The organism is Rhizobium sp. R711, assembly GCF_002211365.1.
GTDB lineage: Bacteria > Pseudomonadota > Alphaproteobacteria > Rhizobiales > Rhizobiaceae > Rhizobium.
This window is the reverse complement of sequence record NZ_LOKZ01000036.1, coordinates 119,976-145,425: the sequence shown is the minus strand read 5'-3', so window position 1 is coordinate 145,425 and position 25,450 is coordinate 119,976. Positions and strand designations below refer to the sequence as shown.

Here is a 25,450-nt window from a genome sequence, read left to right as displayed (position 1 = left end):
ATTCCAGCTTTTCAATCGGGGCCAGCTTAATGTTCGAGTACGATCTTGTTGTTGTGGGTAGTGGTCCCGCAGGCCGCCGCGGCGCTATTCAGGCCGCCAAGCTTGGCAAGAAAGTTCTGGTCATCGAACAGGGCAAACGCGTTGGCGGCGTTTCGGTGCACACCGGCACCATCCCCTCCAAGACGCTGCGCGAAACGGCGCTCAATCTCTCCGGCTGGCGCGAGCGCGGCTTTTACGGCCGGTCTTATCGCGTGAAGGAAGAAATCAGCGCGGAAGACCTTCGGCGGCGCCTGCTGATCACCCTCGATCACGAAGTCGAGGTGCTGGAGCACCAGTTCGCCCGAAACCGCGTGCAGCATATCAGAGGCAAGGCAAGCTTTGTCGACCCGTCGACGCTCGAAGTCGTCAAGGACGACGGCGAAATCCTCAGGGTCACAGGCGCCAGCATCCTTCTTGCGGTCGGCACGAAGCCGTTCCGCCCCGATGACATCCCATTCGACAACAAGACGGTGCTCGACAGTGACGAGCTGCTCGACATCGAAGAGCTGCCGCGCTCGATGGCCGTGATCGGCGCGGGCGTCATTGGCATCGAGTATGCGACGATCTTCAGCGCACTCGATACCGCGGTGACCGTGGTCGACCCTAAGCCGACGATGCTCGATTTCATCGACCGGGAAATCGTCGAGGACTTCACCTACCAGCTGCGCGATCGCAACATGAAGATCCTGCTTGGCACCAAGGCCGACAAGGTGACGCGCCTGGATAACGGCAAGGTCGAACTGAAACTCGACAATGGTCGCCATCTGGTGACCGACATGGTTCTCTTCGCCGCCGGCCGTATGGGCGCGACCGATACGCTCAACCTGGAAGTGGCGGGACTCGAAGCCGATAGCCGTGGCCGCCTCAAGGTCAATCCGGAGACCTTCCAGACCTCTGTCCCGAACATCTACGCCGCGGGCGACGTTGTCGGCTTTCCGAGCCTCGCATCCACCTCCATGGAACAGGGCCGCATCGCCGCCCGCGTTGCCATCGGTGCGGTCGCGAAGGAGCCGCCGAAATACTTTCCCTACGGCATCTACGCCGTTCCGGAGATCTCTACCTGCGGCTTGACGGAGGAAGAGATGAAGGAGCGCGGTATTCCCTATGAATGCGGCATCGCGCGTTTCCGCGAGACCTCGCGCGGACATATCATGGGTCTCGATACCGGGCTTCTGAAGCTCATTTTCTCGTTGAAGACGCGCCGACTGCTTGGCGTGCACATCGTCGGTGAAGGGGCAACCGAGCTGGTTCACATTGGCCAGGCCGTGCTGAACCTCAAGGGAACGGTGGAATACTTCGTCGAAAACACGTTCAACTATCCGACGCTCGCCGAGGCCTACAAGATCGCCGGTCTTGATGCGTGGAACCGGATGGGCGACATCAAATCGGAGCTGTGATCCCCTAACCAGGCTGCAGGCTTTGACAATTTAGTAAACGAAAACAAAAATCTAAGATCCGGCCAAAATACGGTCGACCTGACTTATTTGTGTCGAATAGCGCCGGTAAAACCTTCGCTTGTATAATCCGCCGCGTCTGGTAGCGTCCATTTTCGGGGATTCCTCTTACCAGCGAGTGACCGTGCAAGATCTGTCCAAGACCGCCAAACGGAGTTTCCAGCTCATCCTGATCAAGCCGTCGCATTATGACGATGATGGCTATGTGATCCGGTGGTGGCGGGCAATGATCCCCTCAAATTCCTTGGCTGCGATCTATGGAATCGCGTCCGATTGCGCTGAGCGCAAGGTCCTCGGCCCCAATGTCGAAATCGACATTACGGTCATCGACGAGACCAACACGCGGGTCAACATCCCGGCTCTGCTCAAACAACTTGGACAACACGCCAATTTCGGGATGGTCGCCCTGGTCGGCGTTCAGTCGAATCAGTATCCACGGGCACTGGATATCGCGCGCCCCTTCCGCGCCGCCGGCATTCCAGTTTCGATGGGCGGCTTTCACGTGTCGGGGTGCCTGGCCATGCTCGACGGCAAGGCGGTCGGCCTGGACGCGTGTCGCGAGATGGGTATCTCGATGTTCGCCGGCGAGGCCGAAGGCCGGCTGGAGCGCGTTCTGCAGGATGCCGCCAGCAGCCAGCTTGAGCCGCTCTACAATTTCATGAACGACTTGCCGAGCATCGAAGGTGCGGCCGTCCCGTTCCTGCCGAAAGCCAATGTGGCGCAGACGCTTGGCCTCAGCACGAGTTTCGACGCCGGCCGCGGTTGTCCGTATCAATGCTCGTTTTGCACCATCATCAATGTGCAGGGGCGTAAATCGCGCTTTCGATCGGCCGATGATGTCGAAAAACTGGTGCGGATGAACTGGGCACAAGGCATCCACAAGTTCTTCATCACCGACGACAACTTCGCGCGTAACAGGGATTGGGAAGCAATCTTCGACCGCTTGATCGAGCTCCGAGAGAAGGACGGCATCCCACTTGGATTGATGATCCAGGTCGACACGCTCTGCCACAAGATCCCGAACTTCATCGAAAAATCCAAACGCGCCGGCGTCACCCGCGTGTTCATCGGGCTTGAGAACGTAAACCCCGACAATCTGACTGCGGCCAAAAAGAACCAGAACAAGATCACCGAATACCGGAAGATGCTGCTCGCCTGGAAGGCACAGGGCATCATGACGCTCGCCGGCTACATTCTCGGCTTCCCTGCAGACACGCCGGAGTCGATCCGGCGCGACATCGCGATCATCCAGCACGAATTGCCCCTTGATGTCATCGAGTTCTTCGTGCTGACCCCGCTGCCGGGCTCGGAGGATCATCAGACCCTGTGGAAGAAAGGCGTCGAGATGGACGCCGATCTCAACATTTACGACGTCGAGCACGTCTGCACTGCGCATCCGAAGATGAGCAAGCAGGAATGGGAAGACATCTATCAGGAGGCCTGGTCGCTCTACTACTCGCCAGAGCATATGAAGACGCTGCTGCGCCGGGCTGTTGCCACGGGCGTACCGCTCGCCAGCCTTGTCAAGATGCTCGTGTCGTTTGCGACGACGGTGCCGCTGGAGAACGTTCATCCGCTGCAGAGCGGACTGCTTCGTCTCAAGCATCCATCCGAACGCCGCCCCGGCCTGCCACGAGAAAGCGCCGTGACGTTCTGGCCACGTTTCATCTGGGAAACCGTTCGCAAGCACCTGTCGCTAGGCGCCACCATTGCCAGCCTCGCAACGAGCGCCTTCTTCATCGCACGCGACAAGAAATCGAAGACGTATATGGATCAGGCACTGACACCGGTCGGTGACCACGAGGATGAAACGCTTGAACTGTTCACCAAGACAGCAGGCGGACGAGCCGCCGTCTCTCATATTCACAAGGTCGCGGAACTGACCCACGCACACAAGGCTCGGCCCGCGGTCTGAACGCAGTAGGACGCCGGCTTACAGAAGACGGGCAAACTAGCCGTTGAGTCGCCGGGATCGTCGCGATGTCAGTGGTAATGTGGCCTGAAGCGTGTCGATAATTCCACGCATTCAACAACCACGTCGTTGTCGAATGTCATCTTGTCCATGACCTCTGTCTCGAACCTCGCCGTGCCGTGACGCATTTTCCCTGCGATGCATAAGTGCGACGTCGCCCTCGGCACGAAGGGCTTTCATCTCCAAGTGTCGATCCATGCAGCACCGTCGCGCGAAGCGCAGTGCTCCCGACAACAGGATCCGTGAGCGGTGCCGACGGCGGCTTCCACGGGCCGAACGGCAGTCGCTGGCTCCGAAAACAAAAAGCCCCGCACGAGGCGGGGCTTTCGTAAATCCGATTGGCCAAAAGATTACTCGGCGCCTTCCTCGGAAGCCTTCTTCTTCGGAGCGGCCTTCTTCTTCGGAGCAGCGGCTTCTTCGCCTTCAGCCGCTTCTGCCTTGGCAGCAGCCTTCTTCTTCGGGGCAGCCTTCTTGGTTTCCTTTTCGGACACTTCGCCTTCTTCGTCGGCGAGCAGTTCTTCCTTAGTCACCTTCTTGTCCGTGACGTCGATCTCGGTCAGCAGATGGTCGATGACCTTTTCTTCGAAGATCGGTGCGCGGATCGAGGCGGCGGCACCCGGCTGGCTGCGGAAGAAGTCAAGGATCTGCTTCTCCTGGCCCGGATACTGACGCAGCTGCTCGTAGATGGCGCGCTGCATTTCGTCTTCGCTCACTTCAACGCCAGCCTTTTCGCCGATTTCGGAGAGAACGAGGCCGAGGCGAACGCGACGCTCAGCGAGCTTCTTGTACTCTTCGCGAGCCTTCTCTTCCGTCGTGTCTTCGTCTTCGAAGGTCTTGCCGGACTGAGCGAGGTCGTTGGCAACCTGGTTCCAGATGCCGTTGTACTCGGCTTCGACGAGCGAGGCAGGCGTCTCGAACTTGTACATTTCGTCAAGCTGGTCGAGGATCTGGCGCTTGACCTTCTGGCGGGTCATCGAGCCGTACTGCGACTCAATCTGGCCGCGGACGATTTCCTTGAGGCGGTCAGCCGATTCAAGGCCGAGCTTCTTTGCCAGTTCGTCGTTGATTTCAACGTCGGCCGGGGCAGCAACGTCCTTGACCGACACGTCGAAAGTGGCTTCTTGGCCGGCCAAGTTCTTGGCCGGGTAGTCAGCCGGGAACGTAACGGTGATGGTCTTCTCGTCACCAGCCTTCGTGCCGACCAACTGGTCTTCGAAGCCTGGGATGAAACGGCCGGAGCCGAGAACGAGTTCGGCGCCCTGGTCGGTGCCGCCGTCGAATGCTACGCCATCGACCTTGCCGACGTAGTCCATCGTGATGCGGTCGCCGTCAGCAGCCTTGCCCTTCTTGGTTTCGTACGAACGGGCGCTTTCAGCAACCTTCAGTACCTGTTCGTTGACTTCTTCGTCGGAGATGTCGACGACTTCGCGCGTGATCTTGATGCCCTTGTTGGACTTCAGTTCGATCGGCGGCAGAACTTCGTAGGAGAGTGTGAACTCGAAGTCCTTCTGAGCGGCGAGGATCTGTTCTGCCTCGTCCTTGTCTTCCGTCATCGCGATTTCCGGCTGCGTCGCGGACTTTTCGCCGCGCTCGGCGAGAATTGCGGTCGGCTGCTCGCGAACGATCTCGTTGACGAGATCGGCCATGATGGACTTGCCGTAGACCTTCTTGAGGTGAGCGGCCGGAACCTTGCCTGGACGGAAGCCGTTGATGCGAACCTTGTCCTTCACGTCGGCAAGACGCTCGTTCAACTTGACTTCCATGTCCTTGGCCGGGACTACGACCTTGATTTCGCGCTTCAGCCCTTCAGCGAGCGTTTCGATAACCTGCATGTCTTCCTACCTTCATTTCGTGGCGGCCGTGCCCAGACGCCGTTCGTTTCGATGAGCACGACGCCGGAAAATTGCCGGGCGTGGCTTGTTCTCAATTCTTCTTCATTCCACCCTTGGCGGAACGGCGCTTTGCTGCCGGGTAATCGAGGGACACCGGTTCCGATCCCCCCGCCTGCAAGCCAGCTTTTGGTGCGGGTAGAGAGACTTGAACTCCCACGCCTTGCGGCACCAGAACCTAAATCTGGCGTGTCTACCAATTTCACCATACCCGCGTTCTCAAAAACCGCATGCATATGCCTGCACATGAGGCCTTCCGGAGCGCGGCGTCTCTATATCACCCGATTTGGTAGAGGCAAAGGAAAAATGAAGGGCAAATGACAGTGTTTTCGCCCGCACTCGTAGGCCTCCACACCCATTCGGTGTCAATTTAATAAAGAGGCTCGTCGTAAGCGGGCTTACCATCGACGAGCAGGCTCCTTATCTGCGCCGTCCCATCCGAACCGACGCGAATAGCAATGGAGACGTCACCGCCCTGCCGAGCCTTCTCCAGGGCCGTCCCTTGCCCTTCGGGAACATAGTAACGCTCGATGCCGTACTCGACGCGGATATGGTCGGCGGAATTGGGGCCGTAACTATAGAAGGGTCTACTGTGCAGAACCACAGTACCCGGCTGCTCCGGAAGGCGTTCGAAAGATGATTCGACAATGCCGGAGAAGCCGCCCTCGCCGGGCTTCAGCCGCACCCAGAGGCTCTTCTTGCCCTGATCCTGCGGCACACCCCCGACAATCGACCCCACCGGGACCGAGGAGATGTCGTAGTTCAGCACAACATAGTCTCCGCGTAAAAAGTCGCGCGGATCTACGGGTGCAGTCTTCAGCAAAGCGTCGGCGCCACTGCGCAGAATCGACGCACGGCTCTCAATGACATAACCGAGAACGGCCGTCTGCAGGGCTGCCACAATGATTGCGGCGACAACATAACGACGCCCGGAGTTCTGCCTCGTGAAAATGCTCATCGGGTTGCCTCCGGGTTTCTCATGGCAAATCGCCGCTCGAGGCGAATGACGATCCACGCAACGGCAGCGACGAAAAGCCCGGAGAACAAGAAGAGGCTCGAGGTGCCGAGAATCGATCCGACCGTCACCGACGCAAGGTAGAGCATCTCGACGGCAAAGGCCGTGTAAGCCAGATAGCGCACCGCACCGTTGTCGCGCCCCTGAAGCGCAATGGCAAGCACCGCGGCCCCCAGCGTCACGAGCGCCAACGTTATGAACTGCCAGCCGTGCTCCAGTTCAACATGCAGGAGAAACAGACCAATCATGGCGACGAGGAAAGTGTAGAAGGCAGGAGCGGAGCCGGCGGTTCTGATGAGCGTCGAACGTCGTGACAGCGGCAAACTGACAAGCACGAACGCAAGCATGCCACCGACGGCATAGCCGAGCGCGAGCCAGAAATTCTCGTTCACGGCATAGAGCCACGCAAGCCAACCGACCAACAGCAGATACGCAAGGTGACGCACGCGGTCTGCTCCGGTGAAGCGCACGAGACCAATGACCACCGCTGCCATGAGCGGTACAATCCAAGGCTCGAGCCCGACCCATCGCGTGTCATAGGTGTTGAGATAGGCGGCGAAGCTACCCCAGGACAGAAAGCCCGCCACCGCGGCAACGACACCGGACCGGAACAGAACCGCCGACACCGCCGCGATGGCAAACCAGAGATACATCACTGTCAATTCGTCGCCCGACAGCTGGTACATCTGCCCGACCAGCGAAATGGCCCCGCCGAAGGACAAGGTGCCTATAACGAGCAGTCCGCTCGCGGCAGCGATCGCGCCGCGCCTCAGCATGGCCGCTGCACCGAGATGCACGGTCCAGATAGCCGCAAGAATGACGGCGAGGCGCACAAGCCGCGGGATGGCCTCCCAGTTCGAAGCGATAACCAGCAGGATAGCCGCCCCAAGCAGGATTGCCGCAAGGATCATCAGCACCTTGCCGAGGCTGAAGCTTGCCGGGCGGGCATCATATTCACTCAGCAGCGCTCCAGCGGTTGCTTCCGGCAAAAGCCCCTTCTCGACCCAAACCGAAAGGTCTCGCTCCAATCGACCGCGGTACATGCCCTACTCCGTGCAAACGCGCGATGATGCGCTTCTCCCCGCCTTATAGCTGCTAGTCGAGCATCAGGGAAATATTCCCATACAAATTCCTAGACGAAGTCGGGGCACACATTAACCGATCAACAACATCAAATCTCTAATATAAAGTCATTCACCGAAAGCCATGCATCCAGCGCATGGTCACCATGTATATATTGCACTGCAAAATCCACGCGGAGCGATTTATATTACTTTTCGGAGAGCAGGGGATGGCGTCCCTGCCCGGACCTTCCGGAAGCCTTCGAAGATGATCTTCGTAACGAAATTCGGAGCAGCGCACTCCTCCTCCCAGCGCCCTCCGATGGACTGACAACACTCCTCCTCCCAGTTGTCAGTCGCCTTAATGCGCCCACCGGATCCTCCCCCGGTGGGCGTTTGGTTTTTGGGACCTGCAGAACTACAAACCTGTTTCTTCAATGCAATCAGGGCATCGACCGCAACTAGCTCGCGCAGAAGCGCGCGCATGAGAGGCTGACAACAGTCTTTCCATGATAGACGCCGATCGACGACCTCGACAGCAGTCAAGCCTCCTTCATGCCGACGCCGCAGTGTACCTGGTCGAACTGACTGCACGAAGCAAACATCAATTGGGCTCGCCTCAGCGCCATTCTGCCTAATGATTGATCATATGTTGGCCAAATCGTGCAATCGACGACGACAGACTTGCATTCCGCGCATAGGTGCTCTGAAATCTTGTCTCTGTTACGACTTCGCAGTGCAACATATATTCGGGTCATCAAATAGAGGTCAGCGCCGATCGGCGGCAGCTGGCAGATCGCAAGCCCTAGGAAAGGGGATTAAAATGAACCTCACACGCTCTTTCAACAACTGGCGCAAGTACCGTCAAACCGTTACCGAACTCGGCCGCATGACCAACCGCGAATTGCACGACCTCGGCATCGACCGCTCTGACATCCATCGCGTTGCTCGCGAGGCTTCTGCCCGCTAATCCAAGCGATCCGCTATCCTCCCGAGCAGATCGCCTTGCCAAAACGCCCGCTGCCCATGGCAACGGGCGTTTTCTTTTGTCTGGCTACCAGCTTCCGCAATAGTTGCGATTGCATCCGCTCCCTTTTGGTAGCGCTCAGAAAGTAATCACTGCATCGGGAATGAGCATCGCATGCACAATTGCATAGCAGATGCCTTTTCTTTGCACTGCACAATGTGACAGGGAACGCCTATATGAATGTCAACGATGAGACGGCGATGGCGCTGCTCTCGACGATCATTCTGAGGAAGACGAACATGAACCCGATCCGCATTGCAAAGAGCTGGATTAGCTACCGCCGTACGCTCAGCGAACTTGGCAGCCTTTCCAACCAGACCCTCGCCGACATTGGCGTTAGCCGTTACGACATTCGCACCATCGCTTCCCGCTCGTTCCGCTAATAGCGGCGAGCGTGAAGCTTCCAAGACGGCGCCTTTGGCGCCGTTTTTGATTCCAGGCCTTTCGCCGCGAACAGGCGCCGTCAAAGCGATACGATCGCGAACCAAATCCCCGAGAACCGAATAGCGGCAGCAGCGCGAACACGCGACATGGCGAGATCCACTCTGGGCTGTCCTGTTGATACCGGGGTTGCCTCCATTCTTTAGGGTGGACTAATATTAACCATTGTGAAACTATCCGGCCGCTGCCTAAGGAGAGATACGCGATGTGCCGATATAATCTTCGCATGGAAGATGGTTTGTGGACGGTTGTCGATGCAACGACACAGAACCCGGCTGAATTGAACGGCGTTCGGATGGCTCGGATGACGTGGCGCGAAGCATGCGACATGGTCGACATCCTGAACAACCTCGATCGAATAAGCTTCCTGTCAAAACGCTACGAAGCCTCGGCCAGGACAATGGCCTGAGGACGGATGCGGCCGCCGCGGTATGGCCCGAGCGGCTTCGAGGCTGAAACCGCCTCGGCATCGAGACAACTCCGGCCACTAGAGGCCGAGGGCCTTTATCTTCTGAACGGCGAAATCCACGAACGCACGCGTCTTGGCCGAGACGTGCCTGCCCTCGACGTGAACGACGTGGATCGGCAAGGGCTCTTCTTCATACTCACCAAGTACTGTTTTCAGCCGACCGGCAGCAATATGTTCCGCCACCTGGTAGGACAACGTACGCGTCAGGCCCCAGCCGGTCACGACTGCGGAGATGGAGGCATCGACAGTATTGCAATACATCCGCGGGCGCAGCTTGACGGGCATATGGTTCGGCGCAAAGTGCCAGTCCAACGGCGCCGATGACCCTGTATTCACGATGGTTACGTGCCGGGCGAGGTCGGCCGGGGTTGCCGGTTCGCCATGGCGCTCGAAGTAAGCTGGCGCCCCGCAGACGACGCGGCGCACGCTACCAACCTTTATCGCCTGCTGGTCCGAATCCTGAAGATGGCCAATACGGATGGCGACATCGATGCCCTCCTCTACCAGGTTGACCATCCGATCGAAGAAGAGGACGCGTCCGGTGACGGCCGAGTGCATCGTTAGAAACTCGGTCACGATCGGGACGATATGAATCTGACCGAACAGCACCGGTGCCGTGATGGTCAAGACTCCCGATGCCGTTGAATGAGATCCACCGGCAGAGGCTTCCGCCTCGTCGATATCGCTGAGGATTCGTCTGCAGTCATCGGCATACCGACTTCCCGAGGGCGTCAGCTTCACCGAGCGCGTTGAGCGCACGAACAGCCTCGCCCCTGTAGCCTCTTCCAGAAAGGCAACCGCGCGCGTGACAGCCGGAGGGCTCATGTGAAGTTGGCGCGCCGCCTGTGCAAAGCTCGCCGTCTCGGCGACCTTGACCAAAACCCTCATGCATTGAAGCCGATCCATCGTTTTATTCCGCGTTCAGAAATAGTATCTTTCTTATTATCATCATTCATCGCCTCATCTGAAACAATTATCGTCTGATCACCAACACGGAGATCAGCCTGATGAAACTCTATTCGCATCCTCTCTCGGGCCACGCCCATCGCGCCTGTCTCTTCCTCTCTCTTATCGGCGCCAAGGCCGATGTCGTGGACGTCGACCTAGCGGCGCGTGAACACAAGAGCCCCGGTTTCCTGGCGCTCAACCCATTCGGACAGCTGCCGGTGCTTCAGGACGGCGACGTCGTCGTCAGCGATTCCAACGCCATCCTCGTCTATCTTGCCAAGAAGTATGCGCCAGAGGGATGGCTCCCGGAGGAGCCGGCAACTGCGGCGGCGGTTCAACGATGGCTGTCGGTCGCGGCGGGCGAAATCGCCTATGGTCCATGCGCGGCACGTCTTGTGACCTTATTCGGAGCGAAATTCGACACCGAAGAAGTGATCGCGAGAGCTCATCGCATTCTTGGCCTTATCGATACGCATCTGGCCGGTCGCGAATGGCTCGCCACGACGAGACCGACGATCGCCGACGTCGCCCTTTACAGCTACATCGCCCGCGCCCCTGAGGGAAACGTTGACCGATCTGCCTACCGAAGCGTAACGGCCTGGCTCGAGCGGATAGAAGCGCTTCCCGGCTTTCAACCCTTCCAGAAATCACCCGTCGGCATCATCGAGGCGGCTTGACGCGTTTCATCGCGCCGCGCCCAAACCAAAGCCGTCAAGGAGCCGTTATGCCTACCGAGGCACAGAGCACCACATCCTCTCCCTGGCATGCCGGAGAGATAGCACTGCAGGAAAAGGTCGGGGTCGCGAAGCGAATGGACGAAGTGGGCCGCCGCGTGCTGCGAGATTACCTGATCGAGCAGCACTGCCAGTTCTACCCGCAGCTGCCCTTCATCGTCCTGGGAACGGTGGACGCGGGCGGCAACGCATGGGCGACACTCCGTGCCAATCGTCCGGGTTTTCTTGAGAGCCCGGACGTCCATACGCTGAGCGTCCGCCTTGCGCGTGAGCAGCTCGACCCGGCCGACCTGGGAATAGACAACGGCAAGGCCATCGGCATGCTGGGCATCGAACTTCACACGCGCCGCCGCAACCGGCTGAACGGCACCATCCATAGAACCGGGCAGAACGGCTTCGATGTGCGCGTGGGGCAGTCCTATGGTAACTGTCCGCAATATATCCAGCTGCGCGATTTCGAATTTGCACGCGATCCGATACAGCCTTCGGGGTACGACCCGGTCAGCTTTGGCAATCTCGACGGTCGGCCCGCCGAAATGATCGCCAAGGCGGACACGTTCTTCGTTGCCTCGTATGTCGACCGCGACAATGAAGGGCGCCAAATCGACGTTTCGCATCGTGGCGGCAGGCCCGGCTTTGTCCGGATTGGTCAGGACGGCGTTCTGACCATTCCGGACTTTGCCGGCAACCTCTTCTTCAACACGCTCGGCAACATTCTCGCCAACCCGAAGGCGGGGTTGGTCTTCGCGGATTTTGAGAGCGGCGATTTGCTGCAATTATCAGGCGACGCCGAGGTCGTTCTGGAATCGCCTGAGATAGCGGCGTTCCAGGGTGCGGAGCGACTATGGCGCTTTCGCCCGACGCAGATCGTCTACAGGCAGGAAGCGTTGCCGCTTCGTTGGCGGTCGCGTGCCGATGGTCGCTCTCCCAACTCCTTGATGACCGGCAGCTGGGACGAGGCCGCCGCGCGGCTTCGCGCGAAAGCCCTCGCGAGGAGCTGAGCTGTGAGCGAGACAGCGGCTCGGCTGGCGCTGGATATCTGAAGACATCCGCGCCGACATCGAATAGTCGCCAATTCTTTGGTTCCCTGCGCTGGCCCGGCGTGGTAATCAGCCGCGCATGAACAAGACCTCTTCCCATTCCCCCATCCATGTGGTCGGCGGCGGGCTCGCCGGCTCCGAGGCGGCCTGGCAGATCGCCAATGCCGGCGTACCTGTCATCCTGCACGAGATGCGCGGCGTGCGCGGCACCGACGCCCACAAGACCGATGGCCTGGCCGAACTGGTGTGCTCCAACTCCTTCCGCTCAGACGACGCGACCAGCAATGCGGTCGGCGTCATCCATGCCGAGATGCGCATGGCGGGATCGCTGATCATGGCGTGCGCCGACAAGCACCAGGTCCCCGCCGGTGGCGCACTGGCCGTCGACCGCGACGGATTTTCCGACGCCGTTACCAAGGCCATTCAAGAGCATCCCTTGATTACGGTCGTTCGTGAAGAAGTAGCCGGTCTGCCGCCGAAAGAATGGGATCTCGCCATCGTTGCTACCGGCCCGTTGACGGCGCCTTCGCTTGCAGGCGCTATCCAGGCCGAGACGGGTGCGGACGCGCTTGCCTTCTTCGATGCGATCGCGCCGATCGTTCATCGCGACAGCATCGACATGGATATCTGCTGGTACCAGTCGCGCTACGACAAGGTTGGTCCCGGCGGTACCGGCAAGGATTACATCAACTGCCCGATGACCGAAGAGCAGTACAATGCTTTCGTGGACGCACTGATCGCCGGCGATACGGTCGGGTTCAAGGAATGGGAAGGAACGCCCTACTTCGATGGCTGTCTTCCGATCGAGGTGATGGCGGAGCGCGGCCGCGAGACGCTGCGTCACGGCCCCATGAAGCCGATGGGCCTGACCAATGCGCACAACCCGACAGTCAAGGCATACGCCGTCGTTCAGTTGCGGCAGGACAATGCACTCGGTACGCTCTACAACATGGTCGGCTTCCAGACGAAGCTGAAGTATGGCGCCCAGGCAGAGATCTTCCGTATGATCCCGGGGCTCCAGAACGCCGAATTTGCCCGCCTCGGCGGCCTCCACCGCAATACCTACATCAATTCGCCGACGCTGCTTGACCCGTCGCTCTCGCTGAAGTCGCGCCCGGGCCTGCGTTTCGCCGGGCAGATCACCGGCTGTGAAGGCTATGTCGAAAGCGCGAGCGTCGGGCTGATGGCGGGCAGGTTCGCCGCAGCAGAGCGCAAGGGAGAGACTGTATCGCTGCCGCCTGCAACAACGGCGCTCGGCTCGCTGCTCGGCCACATCACGGGCGGTCACATCGTCAACGACGAGGAACCTGGCAAGCGGTCGTTTCAGCCGATGAACATCAATTTCGGCTTGTTCCCCGAGCTCGAGCCCGGATCAATCGTCAAACCCGAAGGCGTGAAGCGTTTCCGCGGCAAGGACAAGACGATCATGAAGCGGCAGCTGATCGCCAAGCGGGCGCTTGCCGATTGTGCCGGCTGGCTCGGGCAAGACGTTGAGCTCGCTGAAAGTGCGTGATCGAGCCGCGAAACTGTCGATCTAGCCACAAGCGTCTTGCCGAGAATCGTATTTCTGCATGGTGAGACCTTCCGCGAAGGGCGTGACGTTTATGGCAGCATTGTTTCAAGGCACGTCCATGCCAGACAGAGATTGGTGGTCTGCGCTGTGGCCTGATCCCAAAGGGCTGCTTCAACAGATTGGCATCCGGCAGGGCATGAGCGTTCTCGACCTTTGCTGCGGTGACGGCTACTTCACCGGCCCCCTCGCAGCACTGGTCGATGGAAATGTGGCGGCCCTTGATCTCGATCCCGCTATGATCGAGCTGGCGAAGGCCGAAGTTGAACGACGAGGCGCGTCCGTTCGTCAGTGGATTTGCGCGGACGCCACCTCGCTAGGCGAGAGCCTTGACGAGCCGGTCAACTTTGTCTTGATCGCCAATACCTTCCACGGCGTTCCTGACCAGATTGGCCTTGCACATTCCGTGAGGGCAGTTCTTCAGCCAAACGGGTTGTTCTGCATCATCAACTGGCATCCAGTGCCTCGAGAGGAAACGGTAGTGTTGGGCAAGCCGCGCGGACCGCGGACTGAAATGCGCATGTCACCCGAGGCCGTCCGTACCGTCGTCGAAACCGCTGGCTTTGCCATGCAGCGGATCGTTGACCTCCCGCCTTACCACTACGCGGCCATATTTCAGGTAGCCTGACAGCACCTCGGCGCCATGCGGGCCTGAATCGGTGGGCACGGCACTGATCCGTATGAGCAAAAGATGCAGCAATCACCCTGCTTTGGCTTGAGCGTTGCGCCACAGCCTCGGCATTCGTGAACCCAAACACAGGCGTCAACCGGCATCGTCTCCACCGACCGGTGGCCGCAGAGGGGACAGGTCAGAATTGATCGCTGCTCTTCCATCGTATCGCCTCACACGGGAAACTACCCCTAATGCGCGATCGGTCCGTCGGCTTTCTTCCAGGCATCGATGCCTCCTTGAATATGAAAGGCCAGGGGAAGGCCGGCATCGTGCGCCGCCTGCACGGCCATTGCCGATCGTTCACCAAACGCGCAGTAGAAAAGCAGCCTCTTGCGGGTCGAGCTTGCCAGCTCATGCAGCATCCCACCGGCGCCGATGCTTTCCTCCAGCGACGGATAGGGTACGTGCAGAGAGCCCGGGATTGTGCCGTTTCGCTGCCGCTCGGGATTCTCACGTAGATCGATGAGGGCGACGTCGCCGAGGCCAACAACGCTCAGCGCTTGCTGCGCCGTCAGTGCCCAGCCATGGCGCATCACGTTGTCCTGATTCATGCCGACCTTCATGTTGGCCGGAACGGCGACATCCATCATCTTCGGGTTGGCCAGCTTCAGATTGTTCATCAGATCGGCATATTCATCGGCGGACCTTACCTGCAGGCGCGGATTGAAAGCCTTTTCTTCACCAATGGTTGAGACGGTATCGCCCTTATAGTCGTGTGCCGGGAAAACCAAGGTCGATTCCGGAAGCTTCAGCAGGCGCCCGAAGATCGACTCGTATTGCGCCTTGGGATCACCATTCTGGAAATCGGTCCGGCCCGTGCCGCGAATGAGCAGCGTGTCGCCGGTGAAGACGCGGTCGGGCAAGACGAAACTGTAGGAATCGTCCGTGTGGCCCGGCGTATAAATCACATCCAGGGCAAGTCCCTCGATAGTCAACTTGTCATTGTCCGACAGACGCATCGAAACGACGTCGGCCTTCGTCTGTTCTCCCATCACGGTAATGCAGTGGGTCTTGTCGCGCAGAGCGCCAAGACCCGTGATGTGGTCGGCGTGGAGATGCGTATCCACGGCCTTCACCAGCTTCAGATCAAGCTCGTGGATGAGCTGGAGATAACGATCGACCCTTTCCAGCACCGGATCGATGATCAGCGCCTCACCGCCCGTCCGGCTTGCGAGCAAATATGAATAGGTACTCGACACCGGATCGAACAGCTGCCGGAAGATCATCCCCACCTCCTTCATGGCGGCTTGGCTTGCGATAAACTATCCGTGCGGCTGCGGCACGATCCTGATGTAAGGCTTCGGCGCACGCCAACCTTGCGGGTACTGCTTCTTTGCGTCGTCGTCGGAAACTGAACCAGCGATGATCACATCCTCCCCGTTCTTCCAGTTCACCGGCGTAGCGACCTTATGCTTAGCGGTAAGCTGAAGGGAATCGATGACCCGCAGCACTTCATCGAAGTTGCGACCAGTGGTCATTGGATAGACCATGACCAGCTTGATCTTCTTGTCAGGCCCTATCACGAAAACGTTGCGGACCGTCTGGTTATCGGCGGGGGTACGCTCGGTCGGATCACCGGACACCAAAGCAGGCAGCATGTTGTAGCGCTTTGATACGGCGTAATCGACATCCGCGATCATCGGATAATTTGGACGATAGCCCTGCGTTTCCTCGATATCCTTCATCCAGCTGGTGTGACGTTCAAGCGGATCGACGGAAAGGCCGATGATCTTCACACCGCGCTTGTCGAATTCGGGCTTGATCCGCGCCATGTAACCGAGTTCGGTTGTGCAGACGGGCGTAAAATCCTTGGGGTGCGAAAACAGCACCGCCCAAGAATTACCGATCCACTCGTGAAAACTGATCTTGCCTTCGGTAGTCTGGGCTTCGAAATCCGGAGCGGTATCATTGATTGCAAGCATCACGCACCTCCCGTAGCGTTTGTGAATACAAACTCAAACTTTTACCGGATGAGCATAAATCTTGCGCCTATTTCAAACGGTAGGCAACGGCAAAACGGCCGCGTCCGGCATCACTGGAGGTGCCACCGATCGGAATGAAGGTGACTGCCGTAACGTGAGGATAAGACCCCGTTCACCCTACTGGCCGTTGGCAGTCGTGGAGCCATGGGAGGGCAAAGCCTTGTCGGGGTCGGCCACATAGTTGCCGAGCAGCCAGAGGGAGACCTCTGATGCCTCCCTGGCGGATACGAATTCGAACGTACCGTTCTGATGCGGGGCGTCGAGGAACTCGATGCTGAGGCCGTTGCCCGTTTCAGAACTCAGGACACGTACCCTGCCCGGCTCGATGATGTGGCATGAATAGTGTCTCTGCATGTTGCGCATGAAGCCCGCCTTATTGTCATGCAGGCGCACGAATACAGCCTGGCCGTTGGCGGTTGCCTGCAACTGGCGGATCGCTTCAGTGGGGAAAGCCCGATTGAACTCGATGATCGCGAGGCCAGTGTCGTGAAGGCCATCTTCCTTGTTCTGCGCAGCCATGCGCGTCGAAATGAAGGCGATGAAAACCACGATCGCGAATATAACGCACCAGACGATAATGCTCACATCGCTCTCCGATCAAAGCTGCAACGGCGCTCTTATAGAGCACGAGCCTTGCGCGAGTTTAAACAAGGTCAGATTTTCTTGCGCATCAACGCGAGCAACATACCCACCTGGCGCCGCAACTGCGACCGCTGTAGTTGACGCTCGAACAGGCCCGCGCCTACACGCTGGGCGCTGACGAGAACCGGTTCTGCCAAAGCGACAGGTAGAAAGGCGGGGAACACGGCTTGCGGGATCGCGAGTTTTCTCGCCTTGGCAAGATGATCACGGCCAAGCCCCGCAAAGGCTTCGATCGCGGCAGAGATACGCGGTTTGTCCTCGCCGGCGAGAAACGCATCACGATCGAGCCCGGTAGCGGACAGGATTTCAAGCGGGATGTAGAGCTGCCCGCGGTGGCGGTGCAATGGCATCAGAAGCAAGAGCCCGGCGATGGCCTGCGCAACACCAGCGTGCCCAGCAGCTTCGGCCGTTCTGGCGGCGTCCTCTGGTGCAAGCACCAGGCTGGCCAGCTGAATGAGGGCAGATGCCGTCTCGCCGGCATATCCCTCGAGCGAGACGCGTGTCTCCATCGCATCGTCGTAGAGATCGAAGATGCGAGCATCGATCATGTTGACGAGGGTCTGCGATGGCAGGCGGTGCGCTTCGATTGTCGATAGCAGGGCCGCGGCAATTGGATTTGCCTGGGTGGATCCATGCGCGCTCCCCTGCAAGAGGTCACGCCAGTATTGCATACGAACCTCGCCTGGAAGGGGCTCGTGCACCAGATCGCGAATGCGCGCAAGCTCGGCGTTGAAGGCGTAGAGGGCCGCCAATGCGTCCCTTTTACCTTCCGGCGACAGCAGGCAGGCCAGATAGCGGTCGCGGTCGTTGTCGCGCAGCGTCGCCAGGCAAATGTCCTGGTTCGTCAAAGACTGATCGGCCATTGTCAGACCGCTATCAATGCCGCGGCAACAGCGCGGGATTCCATCAGCATGATATTGAAGGTGCGGACCGCCGCGCCGGTATTCATGGGATCCGAGGAAATACCCGCTGCCTTCAGCGCGGACTTCAAATCCGCCGGGATCGGCCGCATGTCGTTTCCGGTACCGATCAGCAGGACCTCGATCTCGGCCGCCTCATCGAGCACCTTCTGAAAGTTCTCGATCGATAGCGGCTTCGACATATCCATGTCCCAGCCATAGATGCCGGACGGCAGGCAAAGGATCGACCCGCGATGGGACATGTCGGCGAAACGGAAACCACCATTGCCGTAGGTGTCGATGGGCGCGCGTCCGGGAAAATGCGCCTCGCGGATTTCTATGCCTCTTGCCATATTCTCACACTGCCGGATTGCCGGAGTTCGTATCCGGCTCGGCCACTTTCTCATGTTGGTCGCTATCAACCACGTCCGGGCGGAGCTTGAAAGCGATCAGCACGGGCGCGGCTATGTAGATGGAGGAAAAGGTGCCGATGGCAACGCCAAACAGCATCACAAAGGCGAACGGGCGGATCACGTCACCGCCGAAAAGGCAGAGCGCGACAAGCGCAAGCAAGGTCGTCGCAGCCGTCAGTACCGTGCGCGACAGCGTCTGATTGATGGACGCGTCGATCAGGATCGGCATCGGCATCTTGCGATAGCGCTTCAGATTCTCGCGCATCCGGTCGTAGACGACCACCGTATCGTTGAGCGAATAGCCGATGATCGTCAGGATGGCCGCGACGCTCGTGAGATTGAATTCCATCCCAGTCAGCACGAAGAGGCCAAGCGTCAGTATGATATCGTGTAGTGTCGCGATGATAGCCCCGACCGCGAACCGCCATTCGAAGCGCAGCCAGATGTAAAGTAAGATGACAGCCAGTGAGCCAAGTATGCCCAACGTCGCGGCCTTGGTCAGTTCGCCCGACACCGCGGGGCCGACAACCTCGACCCGCGGGATCTCATAGTCGTCGCTCAACTCATCACGCAGCAAGGTCATCGCCGACTGCTCAGCATTTTCGCCGCCGCCCTGCGCCTGGATGCGAACCAATGCCGTCGACGCGTCGGAGAGGCGGCGAGCTTCAATGTTCCCAATGTTCAGATCGTCGAGGCGGGCACGAATATCATCAGGATCGGCATTGCCGTGCTTCGCCTTGACCTCCACCAACGACCCGCCGGCAAAATCAACGCCAAGATTGGCGCCGACCGTTGCGAAGCCGATCATCGCCAGGATCGAAAGCGCTGCCGACGCAGTGAAGGTGTAGCGCCGTATCCCCATGAAGCGGATGTTGGCGTGATCAAAGATGCCTGTGCGGACGTCCCTGGGCAGATGCCGCGGATGCTTGCGGTGAAGCCAGGTGACGACAATCCAGCGCGTCAACGTGAAAGTGGTAAAGACGGTCGTCAGAATTCCCGCCGCCAGCGTCACCGCAAAACCCCGAACGGTGTCACTGCCGAGATAGTAGAGGATGACTGCCGCGATGACGATCGTGACATTGGCATCAAGGATCGTCAGGAATGCACGCGAAAACCCGTTACTGATCGCATCCGCGAAGGAGTGACCGGCTTTCGCCTCCTCCCGGATACGCTCGTAGACGAGCACATTAGCATCGACAGCCATGCCTATGATCAAGACGATGCCTGCGAGGCCGGGCAGCGTCAGCGTTGCGCCGATTGCGCTCAGCACAGCGAGAATCAAGAGGAGGTTCAGGACAAGCGAAATGCCGGCGATGATGCCCAGCTTTCGATAGAAGGCAAACATCAACCCGGTGACAAGGATCGCAGCGACGAAGCCAGCTACCAGACCGGCGCGCTTCGATTCCGCGCCGAGGCTGGGGCTGACGGTGCGCTCCTCCACGGTCGTCAACGTCGCCGGCAGAGCGCCGCTTCGCAACATCAGCGCAAGATCGCGGGCTCCGTCCTCGCTGAAGCTGACCGGCACCCTTCCGGTGCCGTCCAGGATCGGCGCATTGATCAGCGGCGCAGCCATGACCTGATCATCGAAAAGTATGGCCAGGTGCCGTCCGATGTTCTGGCGCGTCTTCTGCGCGAGTTCCTCGGTTCCTTCGGCATCCAGCTTATAGGTGATCGCGACCGAGTCCGTTTGCGCATCGGCAACCGCCTGGACATCAACGAGATTCTTGCCTGTAACGAAATCTGTTCGATCGACGAGGTAGGGAACGGGCGGATCGTCCAGAGAATAGAGCACCTCTGATGTCGCCGGCCAGCGACCGGCAAGGGCCTGCTGCCCCGACATGCTTTCATCGATCATCCGAACCGAAAGCTCAGCAGGCTCGTTCAGAATATTCTTCAGCCGCTCGACGTCGATAGAACCGAGGGCCTCGACGTCGATACGGTCGTCACCATCGGCGCGAACGGAAAAATCGTTGATCCCCAGACCGGCGATGCGGCGCTCGACGACTGCGAGGGACTGAGCTTGCGCGGTTGCAATTCCTTCGTCGATGCTATCGTTTGAAATTCGCAGCGTAAGCTGTGCGTCGTTGCCCTTCTCCAGGGAAACACTTTGGACCGAACTTCCAAACCAGCCGCTCTTCGTGGTCGCGGTCAGTGCGTTCAAGGCCTTGACGGCAGCATCCACCTGGCCGGCGTCGGTTATCTTGACGGTGACGTCCTGGTCGTTCCCGGTCAGACCGGTGTAGCGAATGTTGGCTTCACGCAACTTGCCGCGAACATCCGCGACCGTGCGTTCGAGCCGGTCCTTCACGACATCAACGCGTTCGATCTGGAGAAGCAGATGGGAACCGCCCTGCACATCGGGTCCAGGCACAACGCGACTGTGAGCCAGCCAAAAGGGGAGCTTAGAGCGCTGCCCTTCCGATAACAGATTTGGGGCCGCGATTATCGCGGCCGCCACCACCAACAACCAGATCAGAACGGCCTTCAAGCGGGAAAAACGACGCATTTTCTCTCGACTGTTTCCGACCCGACCAATCCGGTTCGCGGCTAGGTTTGCAATACTACGCGGCGTCCGCCTTGACCGGCTCACCCTTGACGCGAACTTCCGAAATGCCGGTGCGGACGATGCGAACGCGAACGCCGTCAGCAATCTCCACTTCGAGTTCCTTGTCGTCAACAACCTTGGTGACCTTGCCGACGAGGCCGCCACCGGTGACAACCTGATCGCCGCGACGGATCGCCTTCAGCGTCTCTTCGCGCTTCTTGGCCTGCGCGCGCTGCGGACGGATCAGCAGGAAGTACCAGACGACCATCAGCGGCACGAAAAGGATGATCATTTCAAAGCCAGAGCCGAACGGCGACGCCGCAGTGTCGGTAGCAGCCTGGGCAAATGCCGGGGTGATGAACATGCTAAACTCCTCAAAACATTCCGGTGGCGGAACTCCGCCTTTTCTCGGGTGGCCGGACTATAATTATGGTCTTTGCGAATGCAACAGAAACAGCTGGAAACCGTACCGATTCCGCTGCCTCATAACCTTTCCGCTCGCAAAAGGCCATGCTACGCCGCAGGCAAAAGACACGGTACGCTGGCTACAACCAGAATTCAGGAGGAAGGCCCCATGGCCGAAGACGTCAACCACGCCATTCTGACGGAGCTGCGCCGACTGACGGACGCGATCGACCGCTTGGCCGGCCCTGCGCCCGCAGTCAACGACTGGAACGCGGCCGACTGCTTCGTCTGGGCCCCTGCCCGCCAGCATCTCCAGCCGGTTGCGCGGCCGAACCGCGTGGCACTCAAGCTGATCCGCGGCGTCGACCACGTACGCGACATCCTGCACGAGAATACGGTGCGCTTCGCCGAAGGCTATGCGGCAAACAACGTTCTCCTGTGGGGTGCGCGCGGCATGGGAAAGTCATCGCTGGTCAAGGCTGTTCACGAGGATGTGCGGCGCGAGAGCGGAGTATCGTTGAAGCTGGTGGAAGTGCATCGCGAAGATATTGCGAGCCTCCCGACACTGCTCGATCTTCTCAAGGACACCCCGCATCGCGTCATCGTCTTCTGCGACGACCTTTCGTTCGATCACGATGACACGGCATACAAATCGCTCAAGGCAGCCCTTGATGGTGGTGTCGAGGGGCGGCCAGACAACGTGCTCTTCTATGCCACCTCGAACAGGCGCCATCTGCTTCCGCGCCACATGATGGAGAACGAGCAGTCGACGGCGATCAATCCCTCCGAAGCGGTCGAAGAGAAGGTTTCACTATCCGATCGGTTTGGCCTTTGGCTCGGCTTCCACAAATGCAGCCAGGACGACTATCTGACGATGATCGACGGCTATGCTGACCATTTCAAGCTGCCGATCGATCGCGAAAAGATGCATGCGGAGGCGCTGGAATGGGCTACGACGCGCGGCGCGCGTTCCGGCCGCGTCGCCTGGCAGTACATCCAGGATCTCGCCGGCCGTATGCGCATCGCACTCGACCGCGCATAATGACAAAAGCCCGGCTTCGAAGCCGGGCTTTTGAGCATCCTCGGACGCAATACCTATTCGAGGAAAGTAATCGGGTTGACCGGAGTCGCATCCTTGCGGACTTCGAAGTGGACCTGCGGCTGCTTGACGCTGCCGCTCATGCCGGAGACGGCAACCGTCTGGCCGCGCTGGATCTTCTGGCCGCGGGTAACGCTCAGGGTGTCGGCGTTGCCGTAGACGGTGACCGTGCCGTCATCATGGCGGACGAGAACCGTATTGCCGAGTTCCTTCAGCCCGTTGCCGGCATAGATGACGACGCCGTTTTCGGCGGCCTTGATCGGCGTGCCCTGCGGCACGGAGATATCGATGCCATCATTGCGGCTACCGTTGACGTTGGCGCCATAGGCCGCAATCACTGCACCGCGAACCGGCCAGCGATACTTGCCGATGCCGGTTGCCTCGGGCGCCGCGGACGCCACTTCCTTCTTGGCAGCCTCATCCACTGTCTCCGTGGCGACGGGAGCCTTGTAGGTTGCCGGTTGCGCAGCGGCACTCGTCGTTGCAGAGGCTGGCTGTGCGACCGGCTTCGGTTCTGCCTTCGCTGGAATGGAGGCGGTTTTCATTCCATCCTGCGAAACGCCAGGGAGATTGAGTTCCTGACCGATGCGGATCGAACCAGCCGACAGGTTGTTGGCGGCCTTAAGATCGTCGATGCTGGTGCCCGTCGCCTTGGCAATCTTGGCAAGCGAGTCGCCAGGCTTGACGACATAGGTGCCGCCAGCGCCCTTCGGCCCCTTGCCTGCGCCGGCGGCAAGCTTGCTGGACGGATCGGCATTTGCGACCGACTTGTCGCGGGCGGAATTCGCACCCGGAACGACGGCAACGTTCTGCTCCTGCTGCTTGCCCGGTTGCGGCAGATGCCCACCCTTTGAGAGGTCGGCTGTCTGTGCGGCTGCCTTGGCGGCATTGCCTCCGTTGAAGGTCGGGATCAGAATGATCTGACCAGGCTTGGCGGCAGCTGCAGTTTTGAAGCCGTTGACCCGAAGGATTTCCTTCTCCGGCACACCGTAGCGATTAGCCAGTGTCGCAGTGCTTTCACCCGGGCGAAGCGTGACGGACGGCGCGTTGGTTGCCGACCAGCCGGAGGCCTTCGGGGTCGTGCCGGTAACGATCGAGTCGGTTGCCGTCTTCGGAGGAACGAGAATGGGCGCCGACTTCTTCGGGGCAGCGGCTGCAGGGAATGGCTGAGCGAGAGCGACCTGCCTTTCGTGGGATGGCGCCACTGGCGTTCCTGCGGAGGGAGCAGCGAGATCGGAACGCTGAACGGAGACAGGTGCCGAGGCCATGCGGGCACTGGAGGCGCCGTAAGCGGGCTGCGCCGGATAAGGTTGATTCATCGCCTGATTGCTCGGCGAGTAGCCGCCCTGCGCCAGATCCGCCTGCGGAACCGGATCGGCCTGCAGACCGCCCATGCTTCTGCGCGGAATGGAATTGGTCGTCATCTGATCCTGACCGGACGACGAGAAAAGACCACCGAAACGTGTCACATCGGAACTGCAACCCGCTACGGTACTCGCCAGCAAAGCCGCTATCAGGACATTACCGGCAGACTTGCCTACTCTTGGCGAAAGACTGAAACGCATGACTCGACCCACTGATGAACGCAACCATTTGTGGGTTTATTAAAGCGCGTTAGTATTACCACGCGGTTAAGGTACCGAAATCCGCGAGATTTTTTTGAGAGATTGCTAACCATAGCAACGCCAACGGGCGGATCGCCTCAAAGTTGCGAGGCCAGGCGCGGCACGATCGGGAGATAAGGCGTGTCGAACAGTTCTTCGCGCTCGAAGCGGCTGCCCGTTTTCGTCAGCCGCACCAGGCGACACTCATCCTCGGAGATCATCAAGGGGGCGATCATCGAACCGCCGGAAACAAGTTGATCGGTGTAGAACCGCGGCATGGAGTTGAACGCGGCGGTGACCAGAATGCGGTCGAACGTCCCCTCGCCTTGCAGACCGGCGCTGCCGTCGGCCTGTCGAATGATGACGTTTCGAAGCCCGAGCGAGTCGACACGGCGCTGCGCATTCGTCGTCAGCGTCTTGTAGCGGTCTATCGTCAGCACGCGTTCGGCCATGCGGGCCATGACGGCGGACATGAAACCACTACCAGTGCCGACCTCGAGTACACGCTGCCCCGGCTTGATCTTCAGATGGTGGAGGATCCTCACTGCGAGATCGACACCCTCGAGGAAGGAGCCGCATTCGATCGGGATCGTGCGGCTCGAATAGGCCTGCTCGGCAAACTGAGGCGGCACGAACAGCGACCGCGGCGTCTGCTCGACCGCAGTCAGCAGGTCCAGATCGGATACGCCCTCGGCTCGCAGCCTCAAGACGAGCGCCGCAAAACCTTCCTTCTCCACCAGCCGTGCCGTCAAAGCAATTTACTCCGTACTCGAAAGCGCCCGCGCCACGCGGTCCTGTACGGAATAATCAGTCAGATCCAGTTTCAAAGGAGTTACCGAAACCTTGCGATGCTTCAGAGCGTGAATATCTGTACCGGCGACGAAGGCACCCGCACGCTCTCCAAACCTGAGCCAATAGTAGGGAAAGCCGCGTCCGTCAGAACGCGCATCGACCTGCAGGTTGAAAGCAAGCTTGCCTTGCGCCGTGACTTCCACGCCCTCGACCTCTTCAGGCCGACAATTCGGAAAGTTCAGGTTCAGGAACGTGCCCTCTGGCAGGTCGAGCGATATCAGCTTGTCGAGAAGTGCCGGCGCGTGCGCCTCGCAGACCTCCCACGGGACGGCCCTTGCGCCGTCATGGTGCAGATAGGCCTGGCTCAAAGCAAAGGAGCGGACGCCCTGCATTGTGCCTTCGATGGCGCCGGCGATAGTGCCGGAATAGGTGACATCATCGGCAACGTTCGATCCCGAATTAACGCCTGAGAGCACGAGATCCGGCTTGGCGTCCATGACCTGCCTGATGCCCATGATGACGCAATCGGTCGGCGTTCCGCGCAGCGCGAAATGCTTGTCGGAAATCTTGCGCAGCCGCAATGGCTCGGAAAGGCTCAACGAATGTGCAAGGCCGCTCTGGTCCGTCTCCGGCGCGACAATCCAGACATCATCGGAGAGCGTCCGCGCAATCCGTTCCAGCGCCGCGAGGCCTTCTGCATGAATGCCGTCGTCGTTGGTGAGCAGAATGCGCATCGG

At 59.5% G+C, this 25,450-nt stretch carries 25 protein-coding genes and 1 tRNA gene; 10 read left to right on the top strand and 16 right to left on the bottom strand.

What is annotated here, in order from left to right:
- Positions 1-29 precede the first annotated feature (29 nt).
- A complete protein-coding gene (gene sthA / locus ATY80_RS24340; protein ID WP_088694863.1) occupies positions 30-1,436 on the top strand; it encodes a Si-specific NAD(P)(+) transhydrogenase in 1,407 nt (468 codons plus the stop codon).
- Between the two features lie 181 nt (positions 1,437-1,617).
- On the top strand, positions 1,618-3,408 hold the full coding sequence (locus tag ATY80_RS24335; protein WP_189637255.1) for a radical SAM protein: 1,791 nt from the start codon (positions 1,618-1,620) through the stop codon (positions 3,406-3,408).
- A 407-nt stretch (positions 3,409-3,815) separates the two neighbouring features.
- Here ATY80_RS24335 and tig read toward each other — a convergent pair whose 3' ends face one another.
- The 4 genes from tig to ATY80_RS24315 form a co-directional block, all read right to left on the bottom strand.
- Positions 3,816-5,297, bottom strand: coding sequence for a trigger factor (tig, locus tag ATY80_RS24330; protein ID WP_088694862.1), 1,482 nt, complete (start codon positions 5,295-5,297; stop codon positions 3,816-3,818).
- A gap of 187 nt (positions 5,298-5,484) precedes the next feature.
- Positions 5,485-5,569, bottom strand: a tRNA-Leu gene (locus tag ATY80_RS24325).
- Between the two features lie 155 nt (positions 5,570-5,724).
- Positions 5,725-6,312 carry a GDYXXLXY domain-containing protein gene (locus tag ATY80_RS24320; RefSeq protein WP_088694861.1) on the bottom strand — a complete coding sequence of 196 codons (588 nt, stop codon included), beginning with the start codon at positions 6,310-6,312 and terminating at the stop codon, positions 5,725-5,727.
- Positions 6,309-7,412: a DUF2157 domain-containing protein gene (locus tag ATY80_RS24315; RefSeq protein ID WP_088694860.1), complete on the bottom strand. Its 1,104-nt coding sequence runs from the start codon at positions 7,410-7,412 to the stop codon at positions 6,309-6,311. Before ATY80_RS24315 ends, ATY80_RS24320 begins: the two co-directional genes overlap by 4 nt.
- Positions 7,413-8,253: 841 nt before the next feature.
- Here ATY80_RS24315 and ATY80_RS24305 point away from each other — a divergent pair.
- The 3 genes from ATY80_RS24305 (at position 8,254) to ATY80_RS24295 (ending at position 9,307) form a co-directional block, all read left to right on the top strand.
- Positions 8,254-8,400, top strand: coding sequence for a DUF1127 domain-containing protein (locus ATY80_RS24305; protein ID WP_088694858.1), 147 nt, complete (start codon positions 8,254-8,256; stop codon positions 8,398-8,400).
- A gap of 296 nt (positions 8,401-8,696) precedes the next feature.
- Entirely contained in the window at positions 8,697-8,840 is a 144-nt protein-coding gene (locus ATY80_RS24300) for a DUF1127 domain-containing protein (protein WP_016553778.1), read from the top strand.
- A gap of 263 nt (positions 8,841-9,103) precedes the next feature.
- Complete coding sequence (locus ATY80_RS24295; RefSeq protein WP_088694857.1) at positions 9,104-9,307, top strand: hypothetical protein; 204 nt, start codon at positions 9,104-9,106, stop codon at positions 9,305-9,307.
- A 78-nt stretch (positions 9,308-9,385) separates the two neighbouring features.
- Here ATY80_RS24295 and ATY80_RS24290 read toward each other — a convergent pair whose 3' ends face one another.
- Entirely contained in the window at positions 9,386-10,273 is an 888-nt protein-coding gene (locus ATY80_RS24290; protein ID WP_088694856.1) for a LysR family transcriptional regulator, read from the bottom strand.
- Between the two features lie 101 nt (positions 10,274-10,374).
- On the opposite strand from ATY80_RS24290, the gene ATY80_RS24285 reads away from it, so the two are divergent.
- The 4 genes from ATY80_RS24285 to ATY80_RS24270 all read left to right on the top strand — a co-directional run bounded on the left by ATY80_RS24285 (position 10,375) and on the right by ATY80_RS24270 (position 14,287).
- The gene (locus ATY80_RS24285) at positions 10,375-10,992 is read left to right on the top strand and encodes a glutathione S-transferase (protein ID WP_088694855.1); all 618 of its coding nucleotides are present in this window, start codon (positions 10,375-10,377) and stop codon (positions 10,990-10,992) included.
- Between the two features lie 47 nt (positions 10,993-11,039).
- Positions 11,040-12,050 (top strand): pyridoxamine 5'-phosphate oxidase family protein, encoded by a 1,011-nt coding sequence (locus ATY80_RS24280; RefSeq protein WP_088694854.1) that lies wholly within the window; start codon positions 11,040-11,042, stop codon positions 12,048-12,050.
- A 118-nt stretch (positions 12,051-12,168) separates the two neighbouring features.
- On the top strand, positions 12,169-13,602 hold the full coding sequence (gene trmFO, locus ATY80_RS24275; RefSeq protein ID WP_088694853.1) for a methylenetetrahydrofolate--tRNA-(uracil(54)-C(5))-methyltransferase (FADH(2)-oxidizing) TrmFO: 1,434 nt from the start codon (positions 12,169-12,171) through the stop codon (positions 13,600-13,602).
- A 118-nt stretch (positions 13,603-13,720) separates the two neighbouring features.
- Positions 13,721-14,287, top strand: coding sequence for a class I SAM-dependent methyltransferase (locus tag ATY80_RS24270; protein WP_245306924.1), 567 nt, complete (start codon positions 13,721-13,723; stop codon positions 14,285-14,287).
- Here ATY80_RS24270 and ATY80_RS29810 read toward each other — a convergent pair.
- The 8 genes from ATY80_RS29810 to yajC form a co-directional block, all read right to left on the bottom strand.
- The gene (locus ATY80_RS29810) at positions 14,275-14,493 is read right to left on the bottom strand and encodes a GDCCVxC domain-containing (seleno)protein (RefSeq protein WP_088694852.1); all 219 of its coding nucleotides are present in this window, start codon (positions 14,491-14,493) and stop codon (positions 14,275-14,277) included. The two genes, ATY80_RS24270 and ATY80_RS29810, sit on opposite strands and share 13 nt — an antisense overlap.
- A 27-nt stretch (positions 14,494-14,520) precedes the next feature.
- Positions 14,521-15,558 carry an MBL fold metallo-hydrolase gene (locus ATY80_RS24260; RefSeq protein WP_088694851.1) on the bottom strand — a complete coding sequence of 346 codons (1,038 nt, stop codon included), beginning with the start codon at positions 15,556-15,558 and terminating at the stop codon, positions 14,521-14,523.
- 36 nt (positions 15,559-15,594) lie between these two features.
- Entirely contained in the window at positions 15,595-16,254 is a 660-nt protein-coding gene (locus ATY80_RS24255) for a peroxiredoxin (protein WP_088694850.1), read from the bottom strand.
- Positions 16,255-16,431: 177 nt separating this feature from the next.
- On the bottom strand, positions 16,432-16,899 hold the full coding sequence (locus ATY80_RS24250) for a hypothetical protein (protein WP_088694849.1): 468 nt from the start codon (positions 16,897-16,899) through the stop codon (positions 16,432-16,434).
- Positions 16,900-16,967: 68 nt separating this feature from the next.
- Positions 16,968-17,819, bottom strand: a complete 852-nt coding sequence (locus tag ATY80_RS24245) for a phytoene/squalene synthase family protein (protein WP_088694848.1) — start codon at positions 17,817-17,819, stop codon at positions 16,968-16,970.
- Positions 17,820-17,821: 2 nt separating this feature from the next.
- Entirely contained in the window at positions 17,822-18,208 is a 387-nt protein-coding gene (locus ATY80_RS24240) for an Mth938-like domain-containing protein (RefSeq protein WP_088694847.1), read from the bottom strand.
- Positions 18,209-18,212: 4 nt separating this feature from the next.
- Positions 18,213-20,774 (bottom strand): protein translocase subunit SecDF, encoded by a 2,562-nt coding sequence (secDF, locus tag ATY80_RS24235; RefSeq protein ID WP_088694846.1) that lies wholly within the window; start codon positions 20,772-20,774, stop codon positions 18,213-18,215.
- 55 nt (positions 20,775-20,829) lie between these two features.
- Complete coding sequence (gene yajC, locus ATY80_RS24230; protein WP_018859378.1) at positions 20,830-21,177, bottom strand: preprotein translocase subunit YajC; 348 nt, start codon at positions 21,175-21,177, stop codon at positions 20,830-20,832.
- A 210-nt stretch (positions 21,178-21,387) separates the two neighbouring features.
- Between yajC and ATY80_RS24225 the strand changes: the two genes are divergently transcribed.
- Positions 21,388-22,260 carry an ATP-binding protein gene (locus ATY80_RS24225; protein WP_088694845.1) on the top strand — a complete coding sequence of 291 codons (873 nt, stop codon included), beginning with the start codon at positions 21,388-21,390 and terminating at the stop codon, positions 22,258-22,260.
- 53 nt (positions 22,261-22,313) lie between these two features.
- On the opposite strand, the gene ATY80_RS24220 is transcribed toward ATY80_RS24225, so the two are convergent.
- From ATY80_RS24220 to surE, 3 genes are all read right to left on the bottom strand, one after another.
- A complete protein-coding gene (locus tag ATY80_RS24220) occupies positions 22,314-23,882 on the bottom strand; it encodes a M23 family metallopeptidase (RefSeq protein ID WP_088694844.1) in 1,569 nt (522 codons plus the stop codon).
- 137 nt (positions 23,883-24,019) lie between these two features.
- Positions 24,020-24,673 (bottom strand): protein-L-isoaspartate(D-aspartate) O-methyltransferase, encoded by a 654-nt coding sequence (locus ATY80_RS24215; protein WP_088694843.1) that lies wholly within the window; start codon positions 24,671-24,673, stop codon positions 24,020-24,022.
- A gap of 6 nt (positions 24,674-24,679) precedes the next feature.
- Positions 24,680-25,447 carry a 5'/3'-nucleotidase SurE gene (gene surE / locus ATY80_RS24210; protein ID WP_088694842.1) on the bottom strand — a complete coding sequence of 256 codons (768 nt, stop codon included), beginning with the start codon at positions 25,445-25,447 and terminating at the stop codon, positions 24,680-24,682.
- Positions 25,448-25,450 lie beyond the last annotated feature (3 nt).

Bases quoted from the DNA above. Each gene is read 5' to 3' on its own strand.
- sthA (WP_088694863.1), top strand. From the start codon at position 30: ATGTTCGAGTACGATCTTGTTGTTGTGGGTAGTGGTCCCGCAGGCCGC.
- tig (WP_088694862.1), bottom strand. From the start codon at position 5,297: ATGCAGGTTATCGAAACGCTCGCTGAAGGGCTGAAGCGCGAAATCAAG.
- ATY80_RS24320 (WP_088694861.1), bottom strand. From the start codon at position 6,312: ATGAGCATTTTCACGAGGCAGAACTCCGGGCGTCGTTATGTTGTCGCC.
- ATY80_RS24315 (WP_088694860.1), bottom strand. From the start codon at position 7,412: ATGTACCGCGGTCGATTGGAGCGAGACCTTTCGGTTTGGGTCGAGAAG.
- ATY80_RS24305 (WP_088694858.1), top strand. From the start codon at position 8,254: ATGAACCTCACACGCTCTTTCAACAACTGGCGCAAGTACCGTCAAACC.
- ATY80_RS24300 (WP_016553778.1), top strand. From the start codon at position 8,697: ATGAACCCGATCCGCATTGCAAAGAGCTGGATTAGCTACCGCCGTACG.
- ATY80_RS24295 (WP_088694857.1), top strand. From the start codon at position 9,104: ATGTGCCGATATAATCTTCGCATGGAAGATGGTTTGTGGACGGTTGTC.
- ATY80_RS24290 (WP_088694856.1), bottom strand. From the start codon at position 10,273: ATGGATCGGCTTCAATGCATGAGGGTTTTGGTCAAGGTCGCCGAGACG.
- ATY80_RS24285 (WP_088694855.1), top strand. From the start codon at position 10,375: ATGAAACTCTATTCGCATCCTCTCTCGGGCCACGCCCATCGCGCCTGT.
- ATY80_RS24280 (WP_088694854.1), top strand. From the start codon at position 11,040: ATGCCTACCGAGGCACAGAGCACCACATCCTCTCCCTGGCATGCCGGA.
- trmFO (WP_088694853.1), top strand. From the start codon at position 12,169: ATGAACAAGACCTCTTCCCATTCCCCCATCCATGTGGTCGGCGGCGGG.
- ATY80_RS24270 (WP_245306924.1), top strand. From the start codon at position 13,721: ATGCCAGACAGAGATTGGTGGTCTGCGCTGTGGCCTGATCCCAAAGGG.
- ATY80_RS29810 (WP_088694852.1), bottom strand. From the start codon at position 14,493: ATGGAAGAGCAGCGATCAATTCTGACCTGTCCCCTCTGCGGCCACCGG.
- ATY80_RS24260 (WP_088694851.1), bottom strand. From the start codon at position 15,558: ATGATCTTCCGGCAGCTGTTCGATCCGGTGTCGAGTACCTATTCATAT.
- ATY80_RS24255 (WP_088694850.1), bottom strand. From the start codon at position 16,254: ATGCTTGCAATCAATGATACCGCTCCGGATTTCGAAGCCCAGACTACC.
- ATY80_RS24245 (WP_088694848.1), bottom strand. From the start codon at position 17,819: ATGGCCGATCAGTCTTTGACGAACCAGGACATTTGCCTGGCGACGCTG.
- ATY80_RS24240 (WP_088694847.1), bottom strand. From the start codon at position 18,208: ATGGCAAGAGGCATAGAAATCCGCGAGGCGCATTTTCCCGGACGCGCG.
- secDF (WP_088694846.1), bottom strand. From the start codon at position 20,774: ATGCGTCGTTTTTCCCGCTTGAAGGCCGTTCTGATCTGGTTGTTGGTG.
- yajC (WP_018859378.1), bottom strand. From the start codon at position 21,177: ATGTTCATCACCCCGGCATTTGCCCAGGCTGCTACCGACACTGCGGCG.
- ATY80_RS24225 (WP_088694845.1), top strand. From the start codon at position 21,388: ATGGCCGAAGACGTCAACCACGCCATTCTGACGGAGCTGCGCCGACTG.
- ATY80_RS24220 (WP_088694844.1), bottom strand. From the start codon at position 23,882: ATGCGTTTCAGTCTTTCGCCAAGAGTAGGCAAGTCTGCCGGTAATGTC.
- surE (WP_088694842.1), bottom strand. From the start codon at position 25,447: ATGCGCATTCTGCTCACCAACGACGACGGCATTCATGCAGAAGGCCTC.